At 48.5% G+C, this 17277-nt stretch carries 17 protein-coding genes; 6 read left to right on the forward strand and 11 right to left on the reverse strand.

Going from position 1 to position 17277, the window contains the following annotated elements; genetic code table 11:
* Positions 1–7: 7 nt before the first annotated feature.
* Positions 8–1495, reverse strand: a complete 1488-nt coding sequence (gene putP, locus X965_RS13415; RefSeq protein WP_032098801.1) for a sodium/proline symporter PutP — start codon at positions 1493–1495, stop codon at positions 8–10.
* Positions 1496–2022: 527 nt separating this feature from the next.
* Between putP and putA the strand changes: the two genes are divergently transcribed.
* Positions 2023–5997, forward strand: coding sequence for a trifunctional transcriptional regulator/proline dehydrogenase/L-glutamate gamma-semialdehyde dehydrogenase (putA, locus tag X965_RS13420; protein ID WP_036418424.1), 3975 nt, complete (start codon positions 2023–2025; stop codon positions 5995–5997).
* Between the two features lie 86 nt (positions 5998–6083).
* Here the strand turns inward: putA and fliZ are convergent, their stop codons facing one another.
* The 4 genes from fliZ to X965_RS13440 form a co-directional block, all read right to left on the reverse strand.
* Positions 6084–6596 carry a flagella biosynthesis regulatory protein FliZ gene (gene fliZ, locus X965_RS13425; RefSeq protein WP_004236794.1) on the reverse strand — a complete coding sequence of 171 codons (513 nt, stop codon included), beginning with the start codon at positions 6594–6596 and terminating at the stop codon, positions 6084–6086.
* 57 nt (positions 6597–6653) lie between these two features.
* Complete coding sequence (locus tag X965_RS13430) at positions 6654–7376, reverse strand: RNA polymerase sigma factor FliA (protein ID WP_004240062.1); 723 nt, start codon at positions 7374–7376, stop codon at positions 6654–6656.
* Between the two features lie 323 nt (positions 7377–7699).
* Positions 7700–8809, reverse strand: coding sequence for a FliC/FljB family flagellin (locus X965_RS13435; protein WP_036418427.1), 1110 nt, complete (start codon positions 8807–8809; stop codon positions 7700–7702).
* Positions 8810–9039: 230 nt separating this feature from the next.
* A complete protein-coding gene (locus X965_RS13440) occupies positions 9040–10191 on the reverse strand; it encodes a FliC/FljB family flagellin (protein ID WP_036418429.1) in 1152 nt (383 codons plus the stop codon).
* A 329-nt stretch (positions 10192–10520) separates the two neighbouring features.
* Here X965_RS13440 and fliD point away from each other — a divergent pair, with 329 nt between their 5' ends.
* From fliD to fliT, 3 genes are read left to right on the forward strand one after another with little or no spacing between them, the layout of a single operon-like run.
* Positions 10521–11966, forward strand: coding sequence for a flagellar filament capping protein FliD (gene fliD / locus X965_RS13445; protein ID WP_015422629.1), 1446 nt, complete (start codon positions 10521–10523; stop codon positions 11964–11966).
* A gap of 5 nt (positions 11967–11971) precedes the next feature.
* Complete coding sequence (fliS, locus tag X965_RS13450; RefSeq protein ID WP_004236802.1) at positions 11972–12370, forward strand: flagellar export chaperone FliS; 399 nt, start codon at positions 11972–11974, stop codon at positions 12368–12370.
* Entirely contained in the window at positions 12360–12749 is a 390-nt protein-coding gene (gene fliT, locus X965_RS13455; RefSeq protein WP_004240057.1) for a flagellar protein FliT, read from the forward strand. Before fliS ends, fliT begins: the two co-directional genes overlap by 11 nt.
* Positions 12750–12843: 94 nt before the next feature.
* Here the strand turns inward: fliT and X965_RS13460 are convergent, their stop codons facing one another.
* From X965_RS13460 to X965_RS13470, 3 genes are all read right to left on the reverse strand, one after another.
* Positions 12844–13242, reverse strand: coding sequence for a CrcB family protein (locus tag X965_RS13460; protein ID WP_004236804.1), 399 nt, complete (start codon positions 13240–13242; stop codon positions 12844–12846).
* 10 nt (positions 13243–13252) lie between these two features.
* A complete protein-coding gene (crcB, locus tag X965_RS13465; protein ID WP_004236805.1) occupies positions 13253–13633 on the reverse strand; it encodes a fluoride efflux transporter CrcB in 381 nt (126 codons plus the stop codon).
* Between the two features lie 177 nt (positions 13634–13810).
* A complete protein-coding gene (locus X965_RS13470) occupies positions 13811–14056 on the reverse strand; it encodes a hypothetical protein (protein ID WP_225875362.1) in 246 nt (81 codons plus the stop codon).
* A gap of 204 nt (positions 14057–14260) precedes the next feature.
* Here X965_RS13470 and X965_RS13475 point away from each other — a divergent pair, with 204 nt between their 5' ends.
* On the forward strand, positions 14261–14764 hold the full coding sequence (locus tag X965_RS13475; RefSeq protein ID WP_036418431.1) for a DUF4377 domain-containing protein: 504 nt from the start codon (positions 14261–14263) through the stop codon (positions 14762–14764).
* Positions 14765–14829: 65 nt separating this feature from the next.
* Here X965_RS13475 and X965_RS13480 read toward each other — a convergent pair whose 3' ends face one another.
* Positions 14830–15162: an MliC family protein gene (locus X965_RS13480; protein WP_036418433.1), complete on the reverse strand. Its 333-nt coding sequence runs from the start codon at positions 15160–15162 to the stop codon at positions 14830–14832.
* 222 nt (positions 15163–15384) lie between these two features.
* Here X965_RS13480 and X965_RS13485 point away from each other — a divergent pair, with 222 nt between their 5' ends.
* On the forward strand, positions 15385–15978 hold the full coding sequence (locus X965_RS13485) for a cytochrome b/b6 domain-containing protein (RefSeq protein WP_036418435.1): 594 nt from the start codon (positions 15385–15387) through the stop codon (positions 15976–15978).
* Positions 15979–16063: 85 nt separating this feature from the next.
* Here the strand turns inward: X965_RS13485 and X965_RS13490 are convergent, their stop codons facing one another.
* Together X965_RS13490 and fliE are read right to left on the reverse strand one after the other, a co-directional pair.
* Positions 16064–16756 (reverse strand): hypothetical protein, encoded by a 693-nt coding sequence (locus tag X965_RS13490; RefSeq protein WP_036418438.1) that lies wholly within the window; start codon positions 16754–16756, stop codon positions 16064–16066.
* A 204-nt stretch (positions 16757–16960) separates the two neighbouring features.
* Complete coding sequence (fliE, locus tag X965_RS13495) at positions 16961–17272, reverse strand: flagellar hook-basal body complex protein FliE (RefSeq protein ID WP_004236811.1); 312 nt, start codon at positions 17270–17272, stop codon at positions 16961–16963.
* Positions 17273–17277 lie beyond the last annotated feature (5 nt).

Genomic DNA, 17277 nt, shown 5'->3' on the forward strand with positions numbered 1-17277 from the left:
TACTCTGTTACTCAGTCCGTCCGAGGTAACGGTCTTCCGCCTCAGCGAAACGTCCCTGAACTGATTTGTCCGGCTCACGGCCTGCCAGGCTGACCACCACAATAGCAATACCGGCCAGAATAAAGCCCGGGATAATTTCATATAAATTAAACCACTTATATTCTATCCAGATAAGAACCGTCACCGCGCCGGTAAACATCCCCGCCAGTGCGCCGTTACGGGTCATCCGCTTCCAGATAACAGAGAACAGGATAACCGGCCCGAATGCTGCGCCGAACCCGGCCCATGCGTTACTGACCAGCCCCAGCACTTTGTTATTTTTATCCATCGCAATGTAAATAGCGATCGCCGCAATCACCAGCACCATAATGCGCCCGACCAGCACCATCTCTTTCTGTGAGGCATTCTTACGGAAAAACGGTTTGTAGATATCTTCCGTCAGGGCACTGGCACTGACCAGCAGCTGACAGCTCAGGGTACTCATGACCGCTGCCAGGATGGCAGAGAGCAGAATACCGGCAATCCACGGATTAAATAAGATAGAAGTCAGGCTCATGAAAATCCGCTCGCGGTTTTCAGTCACCGAGCCCGCCAGTTCCGGGTTCTGCTGGAAGAAGGCAATACCGAAGAAACCGACACAAATGGTTCCCGCAAGGCAAAGGATCATCCAGGTCATACTGATACGGCGTGCACTGCGGATGGTGTGATGAGAATCCGCCGCCATAAAGCGCGCCAGGATATGCGGCTGCCCGAAATAGCCCAATCCCCAGCCCAGCAGGGAGATAATCGCGACAATATCCAGCCCGCGGAACATATCCACATACGCCGGGCTTTTTGCTTCGATAATTGCCAGTGCAGTATCAAACCCGCCGACAGACACAATCACCATAACCGGTGTCAGGATCAGGGCGAAAATCATCAGTGTCGCCTGCACGGTATCTGTCCAGCTTACCGCCAGGAACCCGCCGAGGAAGGTATAGGCAATAGTTGCCCCTGCCCCGAGCCACATGGCTTTTTCATAACTGATACCGAAGGTGCTTTCAAACAGCAGACCACCGGCCACGATGCCGGAAGCACAGTAAATGGTGAAGAAAATCAGGATCACGGCTGCAGAGACAATCCGCAGAACACGGCTTTTATCCTCAAAACGCTGCGTAAAGTAATCCGGCAGCGTCAGCGCATGGTTGACTTCCGTCTGAAGGCGCAGACGACCGGCAACAATCCGCCAGTTAAGCCAGGCACCGATACACAGACCGATGGCAATCCAGGATTCGGAAATACCGGAGAAGAAAACCACACCCGGTAATCCCATCAGCAGCCAGCCGCTCATGTCGGATGCACCGGCGGATAATGCAGTCACAAAACTGCCCATCCGGCGGCCGCCGAGAATATAGTCGTCGAAGTTATTGGTGGAGCGGTAGGCCATATAGCCGATGAACAGCATCCCGGCGATATAGACAATAAATGTCACAATCAGCGGTGTGGTCAGCGTCATTGTCATAATTAAGTTCCTGTACTGAATTTATAGTCCGTCACGTATCAGCATTGCGTGTACCAATCGCTGTACAGGATGCGCGTCACACCGGTGTTACTGTGTTGCACATCGCCTCAGCCATCCCTGGTCTGCACAGACAATGCCCCGTCAATTATCATTATTTGTTAAATCTGTGATGAGTTGTGTTCAGCCCGATAGTAACGACAACAACAATAAAACAACAATTAATTAACGATACTAAAGTGAAGATTTGTGATTTTTATCACGGGATATGTCATCAGAAAGTGATGCGGTTAATCACCTGATTTAATCATTATACGCCTTAAAACTAGCAATATACTATTGTTATATAATGATTTTATTTTAACCAATACGGTTTATTTCTTAATCGTTTTCTCAGATCAGTATAAAACAGCGACATTATTCACACTTTGCACATCTCTTTATTTAACAATGTTGCACAAAGTTGCAACCTCATAGATATTAATGTGCAACGCATGACCTGTTGCCGTTTATGAGGAGTGAACATGGTGAGTACCACAATGGGCGTCAGACTGGATGATGAAACCCGTGAGCGGATCAAAGCCGCAGCGCAAAAAATTGACCGCACGCCGCACTGGCTGATCAGACAGGCTATTTTTGATTACCTGGCTCAGCTCGATTCTCTGCCGGACGGCACACTGCCTGCTGCAGGAACACCTTCCGCACAGGAAGATGACACCGCACCGGCTGAGCCGCCGGTCAGCTGCCAGCCGTTTCTGGAGTTTGCCGGTGATATCCTGCCGCAATCCGTGACCCGCGCAGCTATCACATCCGCATACCGCATTCCGGAGCCGGAAGCGGTCGCTATGCTGCTGCCGCAGGCGCAACTCTCCCCGGATGCCGCACAGGCCACCCATAAACTGGCTTACGGTCTGGCAGAAAAGCTGCGTAATCAGAAAAACAGCAGCGGACGCGCCGGGCTGGTACAGGGACTGCTTCAGGAATTCTCCCTCTCCTCCCAGGAGGGGATCGCGCTGATGTGCCTGGCGGAAGCACTGCTGCGTATTCCGGATAAAGCCACCCGTGATGTGCTGATCCGCGATAAAATCAGCCACGGTGACTGGAATTCTCATCTCGGCCAGAGCAAATCCATGTTTGTCAATGCCGCCACCTGGGGGCTGCTGTTCACCGGAAAACTGGTTGCCACGCATAATGAAGCGGGACTGAGCCGCTCACTGAACCGCATCCTCGGCAAAAGCGGTGAACCGCTGGTACGCAAAGGCGTGGATATGGCAATGCGCCTGATGGGCGAACAGTTTGTTACCGGTGAAACCATCGCCCGTGCGCTGGCAAACGCCCGCAAAAATGAAGCCAAAGGCTTCCGCTATTCATACGATATGCTGGGCGAGGCCGCACTGACAGCCGCAGATGCACAGGCCTATCTGGTCTCTTATCAGCAGGCTATCCACGCCATCGGCAAAGCCTCCGCCGGACGCGGTATTTATGAAGGGCCGGGTATCTCCATCAAACTCTCCGCCCTGCACCCGCGCTACAGCCGCGCGCAGTATGACCGTGTAATGTCCGAACTTTATCCGATCCTGCGCGATCTGGTGGTGATGGCGCGTCAGTATGATATCGGTATCAATATTGATGCGGAAGAAGCTGACCGTCTGGAAATCTCCCTCGATTTACTGGAAAAACTCTGTTTTGATCCGCAGCTGGCGGGCTGGAACGGCATCGGTTTTGTTATCCAGGCTTATCAGAAGCGCTGCCCGGTCGTGGTGGATTATCTGATTGACCTGGCATCGCGCAGTCAGCGCCGTCTGATGATCCGTCTGGTGAAAGGCGCTTACTGGGACAGCGAAGTCAAACGCGCCCAGGTGGACGGGCTGGAGGGTTATCCGGTCTATACCCGTAAGGTTTATACGGATATCTCTTACCTCGCCTGTGCCCGTAAACTGCTGTCAGTACCGAATCTGATTTATCCGCAGTTCGCCACCCACAACGCCCACACCTTATCCGCGATTTATCAGCTGGCGGGCAATAACTATTATCCCGGCCAGTATGAGTTCCAGTGCCTGCACGGCATGGGTGAACCGCTGTATGAGCAGGTGGTCGGCAAAGTGGCGGACGGCAAGCTGAACCGGCCGTGCCGTGTGTATGCACCGGTCGGCACTCATGAAACACTGCTGGCTTACCTGGTCCGCCGCCTGCTGGAAAACGGCGCGAATACCTCCTTTGTCAACCGGATCGCCGACGGCACAATTCCGCTGGAGATGCTGGTGGAAGACCCTGTTGCCGCGGTTCAGGCAATGGCAGCCAAAGAAGGTGCTGTCGGCCTGCCACATCCGAAAATCCCGCTGCCGCGTAATCTGTACGGCAATACACGGGTCAATGCCGCCGGTCTGGATCTGAGTAACGAGCATCGTCTGGCGTCACTGTCGAGTGCCCTGCTCAGCCACGCCGGGGACAATCTGCTCAGTGAACCACTGACCGGCGGAACATTTACACCGTCCGCACCGGCAGAGCCGCAGCCGGTCAGAAACCCGGCGAATCATCATGATATTGTCGGTCACGTTCGTCCGGCCACTGAAGATGAAGTGGATCATGCCCTTGCCACCGCCTCCGGTGCAGCGGAGATCTGGTTCGCCACACCGGCACAGGAACGGGCGGACATCCTTATCCGCGCCGCACAGCTGATGGAGGAGCAGTTGCAGCCGCTGCTCGGGATCCTGGTGCGGGAAGCCGGTAAGACCTTTGCCAACGCGATTGCCGAGGTCCGTGAAGCCGTTGATTTTCTCAACTATTACGCCTCTCAGGTGAAAACTCACTTTGCCGGTGATACGCATCGTCCGCTGGGGCCGGTGGTCTGTATCAGCCCGTGGAACTTCCCGCTGGCAATTTTCACCGGTCAGGTAGCCGCTGCCCTCGCCGCCGGAAACCCGGTGCTGGCGAAACCGGCGGAACAGACTCCGCTGGTGGCAGCTGTTGCCGTTTCACTGCTCCATGACGCCGGTGTCCCGCGTGAGGTGCTGCAACTGCTGCCGGGTGACGGTGAAACAGTCGGTAACCAGCTGGTGTGTGACCCGCGTGTTCAGGGCGTGATGTTTACCGGCTCCACCGCGGTCGCGAAGATTTTACAGCGCAATCTGGCCGCCCGTCTCAGTACCGAAGGCCGCGTGATCCCGCTGATCGCCGAAACCGGCGGCCTGAATGCGATGGTCGTGGATTCCTCCGCCCTGACAGAACAGGTGGTCACCGATGTGGTCAGTTCCGCCTTTGACAGTGCGGGTCAACGCTGTTCAGCGCTGCGTCTGCTCTGCATCCAGGAGGATGTGGCCGATCGCACCATTGAAATGCTGAAAGGCGCGATGGCGGAATGTCGTCTCGGCAACCCGGACATACTGGCAACCGATATCGGCCCGGTGATTGATGAAGAGGCACATAACGGTATCCGCCAGCATATTCAGCAGATGCGTGGTAAAGGCAGACCGGTGTATCAGTCCGCCTTCGGGATGGAAACCGGCTCACCGGCGATTCTTAACGGCACCTTTATCCCGCCGACGCTGATTGAGCTGGATGATGTCTCTGAACTGACACGGGAAATTTTCGGCCCTGTCCTGCATGTGGTCCGCTACCCGCGTGACACGCTGCCGGAACTGGCGGAGAAAATTAATGCCGCCGGTTACGGGCTGACATTCGGTATCCATACCCGTATCGATGAAACTATCGCACAGCTTACGCAACAGATTGAAGCCGGGAATATTTATGTCAACCGCAACATTGTCGGTGCGGTGGTCGGTGTTCAGCCGTTCGGCGGCGAAGGGCTTTCCGGCACCGGTCCGAAGGCAGGCGGCCCGCTTTATCTCCACCGTCTGCTGGCGGAACAGCCTGATGATTCGGTGGTCAGCCTTCTGGCAGAACAGGATGATCTCAATCCGCCGGATGTCACTCTGCGGACACAGTTACTGGCGCCGTTTGATACTTTCCTCACCTGGCTGGAAGCGCAGCGCCGCCACGATGTGCTGACAGCGGTTATCCGTTACGGCGAGTTATCACAGGCCGGTACCTGCCGTCTGCTGCCGGGGCCGACCGGGGAGCGCAACAGTTATTATCTGCTGCCGCGCGGAACCATTCTCGGCCTGAATGATTCAGAACAGGATGCTTTGCTGCAACTGGGTGCCACACTGGCAGCGGGCTGCCGTCAGCTCTGGCCTGCGGCGGAACATACCCGTTCACTGTATAACACTCTGCCGGACAGCGTCCGCGCGCAAATCACACTGACAGAAGAGTGGTCAGCGGATGGTGTGGTCTTTAACGGTGTGATTTTCCATGGTGACAGTGACCTCCTGCAGGCAGTAAACCGGGATGTGGCTGCACGCGGCGGTGAAATTGTGCCGGTTGCCGGGCTCAGTCACGGTGATACACAGATCCCGCTGATGCTGTTACTGCATGAGCGTGCGGTCAGTGTGAATACCGCAGCGGCAGGCGGAAACGCCAGTCTGATGACTATCGGCTGATAATCACGGAGTCTTAAAACGGAAAAAGGGAACGAGAGTTCCCTTTGTTTTATCATTTACTGATAAAAAATGGTCTGACTGATAAATCAGTGTTTGCCCTGCCAGTCAAGATACTGTTCGTACTTGCGCAGTGCGATGTTGTAATTGCTCAGGGCGGAGTCAGATAAATCTTCACTCAGCTGAGCCTGGATAATTTCAGTGGAGAATTCTGTGGTGGCCGGGAAGGCTTTGGAGGACAGCAGTTCATCGAGACGGCGCAGACGGACAACATATTCGCGCACGGTACTGTGGCTCATTTCCGTTTCTTCAAACAGATACTGTTTGAATGCCATGATATCGAAATAATCGGTTGCACTGTTGCAGTAGATCTCGCTGCAGAAACGGCAGAGTGCCACAAATTTGTCCTGTAATCCCATCCAGGTGGTGTCATCGATCATATCTGTCATTTCAGAAATAGCTTCTTTATTGATCAGCTGACCGTTGAAAACCAGGGAGATGCGATCGAGGGTTTTGTGACAATGACTGCAGTGAGTCTGACTGTGTTTGAAGTCTTTAATGTAACGGCTTACGGGCCGTTTCTTTTGTTTTGAAACAGACATATTCTGGCGCCTTGTGTAGTCTAGTCTAATAAAAATAAATCAAAGATAAAGTCAAAGTTACTTCATGGATTTTAAGCGCGCCCGCAGCCTTTTGATTGCCTGGCTGTGTAACTGGCTGACGCGGGATTCCCCCACTTCCAGCACTGCGCCTATCTCCTTGAGGTTCAGCTCTTCCTGATAGTAAAGAGTCAGAACCAGTTTTTCACGTTCAGGCAGTTGTTTTATCGCCTCAACCACCTGGTGACGCAAACTCTCGTCTACCAACAAACCGAGCGGGTTGCCCCCGTCATCATCATCACGGACGGGTTCGCAGCTCTCACCGTGGATTTCGTGCCACTCATCGTATGAAAACAGCTGGCTGTTATTGGTATCGGTTAAGACCTGACGGTATTCTGCGATATCCATCTGTAACGAATCAGCGATTTCCTGCTCTGCGGCTGCACGCCCCAGAGACTGTTCGAGCGCACGCACGGCTTTGGTTATTTCCCGCGCCTGACGGCGCACACTGCGGGGGGCCCAATCTCTTCCCCGCAATTCATCCAGCATTGCCCCGCGGATCCGTTGTACCGCATAGGTTGCAAAGGTGGCACCCTGCATGGCGTCAAAACGCTCCACTGCATGCAGCAAGCCGATACCCCCGGCCTGAATTAAGTCGTCAATATCAACGCTTGCCGGTAATCTAACCTGCAACTTCAGGGCTTCGTGCCGGATAAGGGGATAATAACGCTCCCACAGGCTATTTTTGTTGATAACACCTTCGGCGGTATACAAATCACTCACAACCTGAAACACCCTTCGAGATTCATGAAAGGCTTTTATTATCGTGCCCTGAAAAGAATTCAATCCGGTGAGTAGTGAGGTAAATCACGCCTTATTTGCCTTATCCTAAATCACCTCATTAACAAATAGCAATACTCTCTTTCATTTTTATCATAAATTTTGCAAAATTCCGGTTATTTTATATGACAAAAAGAAAAATAGGCGTTCATTAATAGAATAAAAAAACAAATAGTTAGAATATTATTTGTTCTGTTATGGGTAACACCTATAAAAAAAGGTCAGAATATTCTGACCTTTTAAATACGCTAAAGCAACTACGTAAATTAACGTAACAGGCTCAGAACACCCTGAGGAACCTGGTTTGCCTGTGCCAGAACAGCGGTACCCGCCTGCTGCAGGATCTGACCACGGCTCATGTTAGACACTTCTGTTGCGAAGTCAGCGTCCTGGATACGGCTGCGTGCTGCGCTCAGGTTGTTAACAGAGTTGTTCAGGTTGTTGATGGTAGACTGCATACGGTTCTGGAATGCACCCAGTTTTGAACGGTAGGTGTCAACTTTGGTTAATGCATCGTCCAGAGTTTTCAGTGATTTGTCTGTATCTGTCGGAGCAGGCATTCCTTTCAGACCTTCGGCTGTACCTACACGACCTTTGATTTCAGCACCCACTTCCAAGTTTGCGATTTTAGCATCAGTACCATCAGCGACAAAACCTTTAACTTCGAAGTATTTACCACCCTTCTCAGCAACCATAGAACCTGATTCGGTTTCATACAGCTTGTGACCATCTAATTCAGTCGATGTGAACGCAGCACTGGTTTTCTTAGCTTCTGTCAGAATATCCGCACCCGGAATTTCAGTGGCAGTTGCACCTGTACCTTTCAGCACAACATCTTTAGCCGGAACCGGAACTTTGAATTCTTTAATGTTCAGTGATTCCAGATTGATTTTGTCCATTTTCAGGTTGATCACTTCGCCGTCGTTTGCACCAACCTGGAAGCTCATTTCGTTGTCACTTGCCAGTACTTTGATGCCGTTAAACTGAGTCTGGTCAGAAATACGGGTAATTTCATCCATACGGTCTTTAACTTCAGCCTGGATAGACGCGATATCACTTTCAGAGTTAGTGCCGTTTTTCGCCTGAACAGTCAGTTCACGGATACGCTGTAAGTTATCGTTGATTTCGTTAACAGCACCTTCAGCGGTCTGTGCGATAGAAATACCGTCGTTAGCGTTACGGGAAGCCTGAGTCAGACCTTTAACGTTAGCGGTGAAGCGGTTAGCGATAGCCTGGCCTGCTGCATCGTCTTTTGCGCTGTTGATGCGGGAGCCAGAAGACAGACGCTCGATTGCAGAGCCCAGTACGCCCTGTGAACGGTTTAAGTTGTTCTGAGTAACCAGAGACAGAACGTTAGTATTGATAACCTGTGCCATGATATATGTCCTTGTTATTGAAAATAATAAACAGCGTTTATCTGTTTGGCTTTCTGATTTTCGCCAGCAATAACACTATCGGCACCCTGAGAGACCACTTTAGGTTTTTTGGTAAATATTTTTAGAAAATTGTCGCAGAAATGGTTTCCTCAGACATAAAAAAAGCCGGAACAGTGGTTCCGGCCAAACCATAACACAGAGGAATTGCCTGATTTATAATGAAATAATGATTAACGCAGTAAGCTCAGTACTGACTGTGGTACCTGGTTTGCCTGCGCCAGCACTGATGTTCCCGCCTGCTGCAGAATCTGGCCACGACTCATATTAGAAACTTCAACGGCAAAATCGGCATCCTGAATACGACTGCGTGCGGCACTCAGGTTGTTAACAGAGTTGTTCAGGTTATTGATGGTGGACTGCATACGGTTCTGGAATGCACCCAGCTGGCTGCGCTGAGTATCCACTTTGGCCAGGGCATCATCCAGCGTCTTCAGGATTTCATCTGCCGGAGGTTTCGTACCTGCTGCCAGTACCTTGATTTCACGGCTGGTATCAACACTGACGTTAGCATGATAATCTGTACCGGTAGCATCTTTTTCCACACCGGTTACTTTTGCTTCATAAGTAACATCTTTCGTTCCCCCTTTACCGTCATCTATTTTACCGGTGACCAGGTAGGTATCTTTTATTGCAACGCCGTTTTCATCTTTGGCTTCTTTCAGCTCTGTCGGTGCGGCAGACCAGGTCACACCTGAGAATTCAAATGATGCTGCTTTATTTGGCGTTGAGGCACCATCGTCAAATTCATCTGCAGTTTTCGTTGCACCTTCCTGACGATACACGGCACTCAGTGTGGAGAAATCCATACCTTTCAGACCCAGCGCCTCACGGTCAACTTTCTTCAGATCAATATCGATTGTTTCACCATCATTGGTACCAACCTGGAAACTCATTTTTTTATCGCCGGATAAAACTTTGATGCCGTTGAACTGCGTTTGTTCTGAAATACGGTCAATCTCTGCCAGGCGCTGGTCAACTTCTTCTTTTATAGAGTTGATATCGCTTGCCGAGTTAGTGCTGTTTTTGGCCTGCACACCCAGCTCACGAATACGCTGGATGTTATCGTTGATTTCATTGATAGCACCTTCCGTTACCTGCGCCAGTGAAATACCGTCACTTGCATTACGGGATGCCTGGGTCAGACCTTTCACATTGGCGGTAAAGCGGTTGGCAATCGCCTGACCTGCAGCATCATCCTTTGCACTGTTAATACGGGCGCCGGAAGAAAGACGTTCAATGGCAGTTCCTAACACGCCCTGAGAACGATTTAAATTATTCTGGGTAACCAGTGACAGAACATTGGTATTAATAACTTGTGCCATAACGATATTTCCTTTTTTTGTATGAAATAATGTGAGTTATTTTTGCCGTCGCTGCGGAGTAATACTGTTAACGGGCGATAATTCACTTTATTTACAGACAAAAAGTCGCCATTTTATCAATATCAGGCACATTTATCCGGATAACGCATTTTGTGAGTTTTGTAATCAAATTGCTGCCCCCGACGCTCATTTTTGTTTCTTTATCTTAATGGTGACAATAACCCTGCTTTCCCTGCGCAACTCTGCCCATCATTTTTTGCCGTTAACGCTAAAATTCTTCCGCTGCCAACCGATAACTATGTAAAACCAATCAAATTCAGGAGAAGTACATGGCAGGCATAGCATCGTTAGGCGTCGGCGCAAATATGGACCTTAATCAGCAAATGGACATGCTGGAAAAAGCAGAAATGCGCCGTCTGGAGCCGTTAACTGCCCAAAAAACAGCGTGTGAAGCACAGATTAGTGCTTTCGGAAAGTTACAGTCTTCACTGGAAAAATTAAAATCCGCCTCTGAAGCACTGAAAAAATACGGTGATATCAGTACCACCAAAGTCAGTGAAGAAAATAAATACTTTGGTGTGTCCACCACAGGTAAAGCACAGCCGGGTCAGTATGATGTCAGCATCGAGCGACTGGCTAAAAACCAGACCTTATCCGGAAAAGGTGTTGCTGACGGTAAGACATCAATGGGTAACAGCAACGCTGAACGAACTGTTTCCATTAAAATCGGTGACGGCAGTGATGCGAAAAAGAATTTTGATATAAAACTGAGCAGCGATAAAACATCGCCGATTGAAGTCGCTGATGCCATAAATAAAGCGGATAAAGGCGTCTCTGCTAGTGTGGTAAAAGATAAACAGGGTGAATACCACCTGGTGTTAATCAGTAAAACCCAGGGGACCAATTCTGCTATCAGTATTTCTGTTACCGGCGATGATGATCTGGATAAAGCCATCGGCGGAAAATCAGAAAAACAAACCGACGGTACCGTTAAATTTATCAGTAACGGCGGCATGAAGCAGACGACCGCACCGGAAAACGCACTGTTCACTGTAAATGGTATCGAACAGGAATCACAGACTAACGAAGTCAAAGATGCTTTTTTTGGTCTGACACTGACACTGAAAAAAACCACTGAAAAAGACAGTGCCGGAAAACCAATTACTGAACCGCTGGTTGTTTCTTCTGATATTGAACCGGCCAAAAAGAAAATTAAAGAGTGGGTGGATGCTTATAACGAGTATCAGAAACTCTGTAAAGATCTGACCAAATATACCAAGACAGAAAAAGGTGAGGCGGCGGATAAAAGTAATGGTCCGCTGATTGGTGATTCCACGGTACGCGGTATCCAGAATACTATCCGCGGGCAAATCAGAACACCGAATGGTGACGGTACACTCAACACCATGAGCAAACTCGGTATCAAGCAAAAGTTAGACGGTACCCTGGAGATTGATGACAAAGTTCTGGATAAAGCATTAAAAGAAAATGGTTCCAGTGTTAAAGAGTTCTTTGCGGGGGACGGAAAAGAGACCGGTTTTGCCACTGAAAACTTTAATTATCTGAAAAAGACATTAGACAGCCGTGAAGGTACGATTCATAACGCCACCGACGGTCTGGAGAAAAAGAAAAAAGGTATCGATAAACGTATCGAACAAACCAATAAACAGATCGAAAACACCATGGATCTGTATCGCCGTCAGTTCCAGAATCTGGACAAAATGATGAACTCCCTGAGTGGCACCACACAAGCACTCGGCAGAATGTTAGGTTAAAAATAATGTATCAGCGCAAGGCAAATCAGGCTTATCAGCAAGTTAATCTTGAAAGTGAAATTACCAATGCCTCGCCTTATCAGTTGATCCGGATTTTGTTTAACGGGGCGCTCAGCGCCCTTCGCCGCAGCGAAATCTTTATGGAGCAAAATGATATTGCCGCCAAAGGTAAGGAACTGTCGAAAGCGATTAATATTATTGATAATGGCCTGAAACAGGCTCTGGATTATGATGCCGGCGGTGAGTTGGCACATAATCTGGCCTCTCTGTATGACTATATGATTATGCGGTTACTCAACGCAAATATCGAAAATAACGTGACCTACGTAAAAGAGGTCTATCAACTGCTCTCCGATCTCGCGGCAACATGGCAACAAATCGGGGCAAATGTGGATGAAAGATAATCAGGTGAGTATTCAAACGACCATCAATTTACACGATATATATCAACATGTACTGACACTGAGTGAAGAACTCGTTACCCTGGCCAGAAACAGTGAATGGGATGATTTGATTGCCCGTGAAACTGATTATGTTTGTGCAGTTGAACACCTGACACAGTTATCTCATGAACTGGAAAAAGAACAGCCGGTTACCGGCGAACTGGTGGAAATACTGCAGGCTATCATTGAAAATGAACGGGTAACAAAAATTTATTTGCAGGATCACCTCAACTTTCTGAGTAAAGAAATAAAACAGCTTGACCAACAACGGGTGATTAATAAAAGTTACGGGCAATTCACTGACCCGGATTATTCGATTCATGTTAAACCAGTAGAATAAGTTTTTCTGATCAGCGCGGTGTCTTAAAATAATGAAAAAATGGCCTGATCTGTTCCGGCCGGACAGTCGTTCCCTGCCCGGCCGGAACGTTTTGCTATTCAGCGGTATTTTTTACACCGGGTTTCACACAATTTCCCAGATATAACCCCGCCATGACAGCTGCAAATCCGCCGATCACACTGACCAGCAAATAAGTTATTCCGGTACCCAGTAACGCCGGGGATGACATTATTTCAAATGTTCCGTACACAAAGCTGCTGAATGTGGACAATCCGCCCATAATACCGGTTGCCACCAGCGCATTGACATACTGATTAATCCGGTTGCGCTGTAATAATGCCGCCGTTATTCCCAGCAGGAATGAGGCAATAATATTAGCCGCCAGAATATCAAGCGGAAATCCGTCATGCAGAGACGGCACACCAAGCATCAGTAATTCACGGCAGATTGCGCCGAATGCCCCGCCAATAAAAATAAGAATCACCATATTCATATTGTTATCCTCATGCCGCCAGCCAGACACCCAGTGCGGCAGCAGCCAGACCCGCCACAACAGAGATAAGCAAATAACCGAAAGCCAGCATTCGTTGTTTTGAATTCACCAGTTTTGCCGCATCCAGCTGCATACTGCTGAAAGTGGTGTAACCGCCGAGAATACCGGTCAGAACAGCCGCATGCAGGAATGAACCGAAGCGGTCATGCCAGTCAATCACGAATAACGTGCTTAAGAAGCCGATAATAAAAGCACCCGAGATATTAATAATAAAGGTGCCCAGCGGAAAATGGCCGTGATAACGTTCGCCTGTCAGTTTACCGACCCACCAGCGCAGTAATGAACCGCTGCCGCCGCCGATTCCGACCCAGAAAATATCAATTGCTGTCATATAACCTCACCTGTAAATAGCATCGTCAGGAGAAATACGTACCGCGGATAGTGTAGATCCTCTCTCTTTACTTCACAATTACCATGTTGAAACCGGCTGAATTTGTACAAAGATACCGGATCTGAAGTCCGGTTACAGGTTATACCCTGCAATATTCTGTGGCTATACGGAGAACGGCTACCAATAGCTGACGGTCAGCAGGATAATCATTATTCCTCCCGTCAGCGCGGCAGCCGACAGACAAAAACGATGCCCTGGTGCAGTTATTACCGGGTGCCGCCGGATATTACGGTAAACACGGATCAAATCCCCTGACAATATCAGCAGCAGAATGACCACCAGGAATTTACTGACCAGGTATAACGAATCCCAGAATTCAGCAGAAACCGGCGGTTCCCGCAGGTTATTATTTATCCGTTGCACCAGTGCAATTCCGATAACTGTATACAACCATACCCGGAAATAAAAACCGGCCAGTATTATCACGCTTGTCATTACTGTTTTATATCTCTTCATTTGTACTCTTTATACAGATAAAAAAGCGCCGATACGGAACTAATAGTATTTTTGTGCTGTCAAAAACAGAGTAAAAACACACTACTTTAACACACTCATTAAGGACAACTGATGAAATCAGCCTATGTTATTGCTCCGCTCTTCTTATTAATGGCAGGATGCAGTCAGAATGCACGGACAGACCAGGCAGCAGAGAATACCAGGACATTATATATTGACTCTGAACTCGCCGATTGCGTGGGTGTTGCGCCGATGAAATGCATGAAAATAAAAGAATCCCCTGATGCAGAGTGGGAATTTTTCTATCAGAGCATCGACGGGTTTACTTATGAGCCGGGATACCAGTACCGGGTGTCCGTTAAAACAACGAATGTTCCTAATCCGCCTGCGGATGCACCGAATATCCGCTATCAGTTAATCTCTGTACTGAGTAAGGATCCTGTACCGGCGAAAGGTGGAAAAATTAGTATGGCAAACCCGGCATCCGTTTATTGTGAACAATCCGGCGGTAAAACAGAAATCGTTAAAGCGGCATCAGGCTGGACCGGTTACTGTAATTTACCGGGTGGTGAGCGGGTTGAGGAATGGACGTATTACCGCAAAAACCATAAATAAACAGATCAAAAAGAGCGGGAAAACCCGCTCTCTTTATTTATCCGGTACAACAAAAATTATCTTTGTTATTTCACTAATTTACAGGTACGGCCTTTATCTTCGGCAACTTTGCCTTTCACCGCATCATCCTCTGAGATGCTGGCCAGATTCAGTTCATTTTTTCCGTTTGACCAAAGCTGGAAATTTTCGCCGACATAACGGGCACCGCTGGCAGCAACCGCTTCTTTCAGAACAATAATTTCATCGCTGTATACCATTACTGCTGTTTTGCCATCCGGGAAAGAAACTTTAATTTTTTGCCCGTCACAATTATAGGTATCCGTTTTGGCAGCAAATGCAGGGCTTGCCAGTAATGCAGAAACTAACGCAACAGCAGACACAGACAGAATTTTACGCATCGAATGCTCCTGAAAACGAGCAATGCAACCGTTAATATTATTGCGCTTTGATTATGCACCCGCCATCAATAACCAATATAGGATATCTCTGTAATCCCGTTTCCCGGTTAATTTTTCCGCTGTTGCCCGGTGATATTTAAATCGCTATTCCGCGGAACGGTGCTATTATCAGTATAATTACGCAGACATTATTTAATCTTTATTACAGGCGGAGTTATACCAATGATAATATTCTCATCTCTGCGGCAGTTTATGCGTATTTATCAGTCACCGGCAGTATTGATATTGCATTTCATTATCATTATATCCGTTATTCTTCAGATTGTGATCAGCAACTGGATGTCTGTTTCCGTCACCGGCGTTATTCCCGCAAGCGGCTATCGCTTATTTTTTACCTGGATGCATATTATTACCGGTCTTTCATTCTGGGTTTCCGGTACCCTGTTTATTGCTCTCTGCTTTCATCAGCGGGGAATAAAGCACTATTATCCGTGGGCTTTCGGCTGTTTTTCGCAGATAGCGGCAGACTGCCGCGCCCTGCTGCACGGGAAATTACCGGAATCCGCTCCCGGAGGTCTGGCAACCAGCGTTCAGGGGCTGGGTCTCGGTGCACTGGTACTGGTCGTGCTATCCGGTACAGCCTGGCTTATATTATGGGCGGCGGGGTCAGCTTATGCCGGTGAAATACGTAACCTGCACAAAACGCTGACGGGACTGATTGAAGCGTATATTATTGGTCATGGTGCAATGGGGTTATTGCATTTTATAGTCTGGCTGCGGAAAAAATCAGTTTATGATAATAATCAAACCCGTTGATGTTCTATCCGGAGATAATGTATCCTCGGCACCGCTGTAAAATAATAAGCTCCTCCGGGGCTTATTATTTTTACGGCAACAGCAGCTAGTCATTTTTCTTCAGATTCGCCACTAACTTTTCCAGCATCTCTGCTTTGTATAATACCGGTGCAATATTGCCGCTCTCAAGTAACGCATTAGACACGTCAGATAACTTAAAGCGTACTTCTTTCCCGACGATACCCACACGGCTCGCAATCAGCGGTTTATTTTTCGCTTCCGTACCGGTCATGAACACACTCATCGCCGCAATATTCGGGATCGGTAATTTACCTTTTTCCAGCACCAGCGTCATTTGCAGTTTCAGATCACCGGGAGCAGACTTTTTGGCCGACTGCAAACGTTTAATCGTTTCCGGCGTGATCATCACACCGGCATAGAGCTCGTCATTTGAAAAAATATAAATCCCGGCATTTACCGCCTTCATATCATCAGCGATAAACCCGACCCCGACAGGAACGATAAAACTGGCATAGGAATTAAATTTCTCTTTATAACATTCCTTGTATTCCGCACCGGAGAAGACAGCCGGCATCTGCTCTTTAATTCTGATAAGACTTTTTGATTCTTTCCGTGAATCTTCGAAATCATTACAGGCCGGTACTTCCACATTGATATTACCGGCGACCAGTTTGTGTTCATGAGAGACCAGGTCATCCGTATTTACCGTGGTTTCAACATCCACTTTACACCCTGCCAGAAATAAAACAGCGATCAGTACAGGAAGAATTTTTTTCATTTTTTCACCAATATGTATTTATGATTCATTTATTTAAACACACATGCAGTGAGATTAAAGCGATTCGGGAAGTTTTTGTGACAATGCAGATAAAAACGGGGTAATTGAAAAACATATAACCGGAATTTTTTTAATAAATAACCCCGTATTGGCAGAATACTTAAATATGAAAGCCCGCAGCTTCGGGCATTCATATAATAATATTTACACCGGCATTGACATAATTTCCTGATAAGCAGCCACCAGTTTATTACGTACCTGAATACCCATTTGCAGGCTCAGGCTCGCTTTCTGCATGTCCACCATAACATCATTAAGGGAAATATCGGCTTTGCCGAGTGTGAAATCTTCCACCTTTTTTGCTGAATTAACGCGGGTGGTATTGATCTCATTCACTGCTGAGATCAGGTGATCACCAAACCCCGGTGCATCAACGACCGGTTTCGTCTGGCTTGCTGCCTGTGCTGCTGTTACATTCAGCTGGGAGACGACTCCCTCAATTGCCTGAATTGTCATGTTTT

The organism is Morganella sp. EGD-HP17 (assembly GCF_000512315.2).
GTDB classification, from domain to species: Bacteria; Pseudomonadota; Gammaproteobacteria; order Enterobacterales; family Enterobacteriaceae; genus Morganella; species Morganella morganii.

Coding starts and splice junctions, on each gene's coding strand:
- putP (WP_032098801.1), bottom strand. CDS start 1,495: ATGACGCTGACCACACCGCTGATTGTGACATTTATTGTCTATATCGCC.
- putA (WP_036418424.1), top strand. CDS start 2,023: ATGGTGAGTACCACAATGGGCGTCAGACTGGATGATGAAACCCGTGAG.
- fliZ (WP_004236794.1), bottom strand. CDS start 6,596: ATGTCTGTTTCAAAACAAAAGAAACGGCCCGTAAGCCGTTACATTAAA.
- X965_RS13435 (WP_036418427.1), bottom strand. CDS start 8,809: ATGGCACAGGTTATCAATACTAACGTTCTGTCTCTGGTTACTCAGAAC.
- X965_RS13440 (WP_036418429.1), bottom strand. CDS start 10,191: ATGGCACAAGTTATTAATACCAATGTTCTGTCACTGGTTACCCAGAAT.
- fliD (WP_015422629.1), top strand. CDS start 10,521: ATGGCAGGCATAGCATCGTTAGGCGTCGGCGCAAATATGGACCTTAAT.
- fliS (WP_004236802.1), top strand. CDS start 11,972: ATGTATCAGCGCAAGGCAAATCAGGCTTATCAGCAAGTTAATCTTGAA.
- fliT (WP_004240057.1), top strand. CDS start 12,360: ATGAAAGATAATCAGGTGAGTATTCAAACGACCATCAATTTACACGAT.
- X965_RS13460 (WP_004236804.1), bottom strand. CDS start 13,242: ATGAATATGGTGATTCTTATTTTTATTGGCGGGGCATTCGGCGCAATC.
- crcB (WP_004236805.1), bottom strand. CDS start 13,633: ATGACAGCAATTGATATTTTCTGGGTCGGAATCGGCGGCGGCAGCGGT.
- X965_RS13475 (WP_036418431.1), top strand. CDS start 14,261: ATGAAATCAGCCTATGTTATTGCTCCGCTCTTCTTATTAATGGCAGGA.
- X965_RS13480 (WP_036418433.1), bottom strand. CDS start 15,162: ATGCGTAAAATTCTGTCTGTGTCTGCTGTTGCGTTAGTTTCTGCATTA.
- X965_RS13485 (WP_036418435.1), top strand. CDS start 15,385: ATGATAATATTCTCATCTCTGCGGCAGTTTATGCGTATTTATCAGTCA.
- X965_RS13490 (WP_036418438.1), bottom strand. CDS start 16,756: ATGAAAAAAATTCTTCCTGTACTGATCGCTGTTTTATTTCTGGCAGGG.
- fliE (WP_004236811.1), bottom strand. CDS start 17,272: ATGACAATTCAGGCAATTGAGGGAGTCGTCTCCCAGCTGAATGTAACA.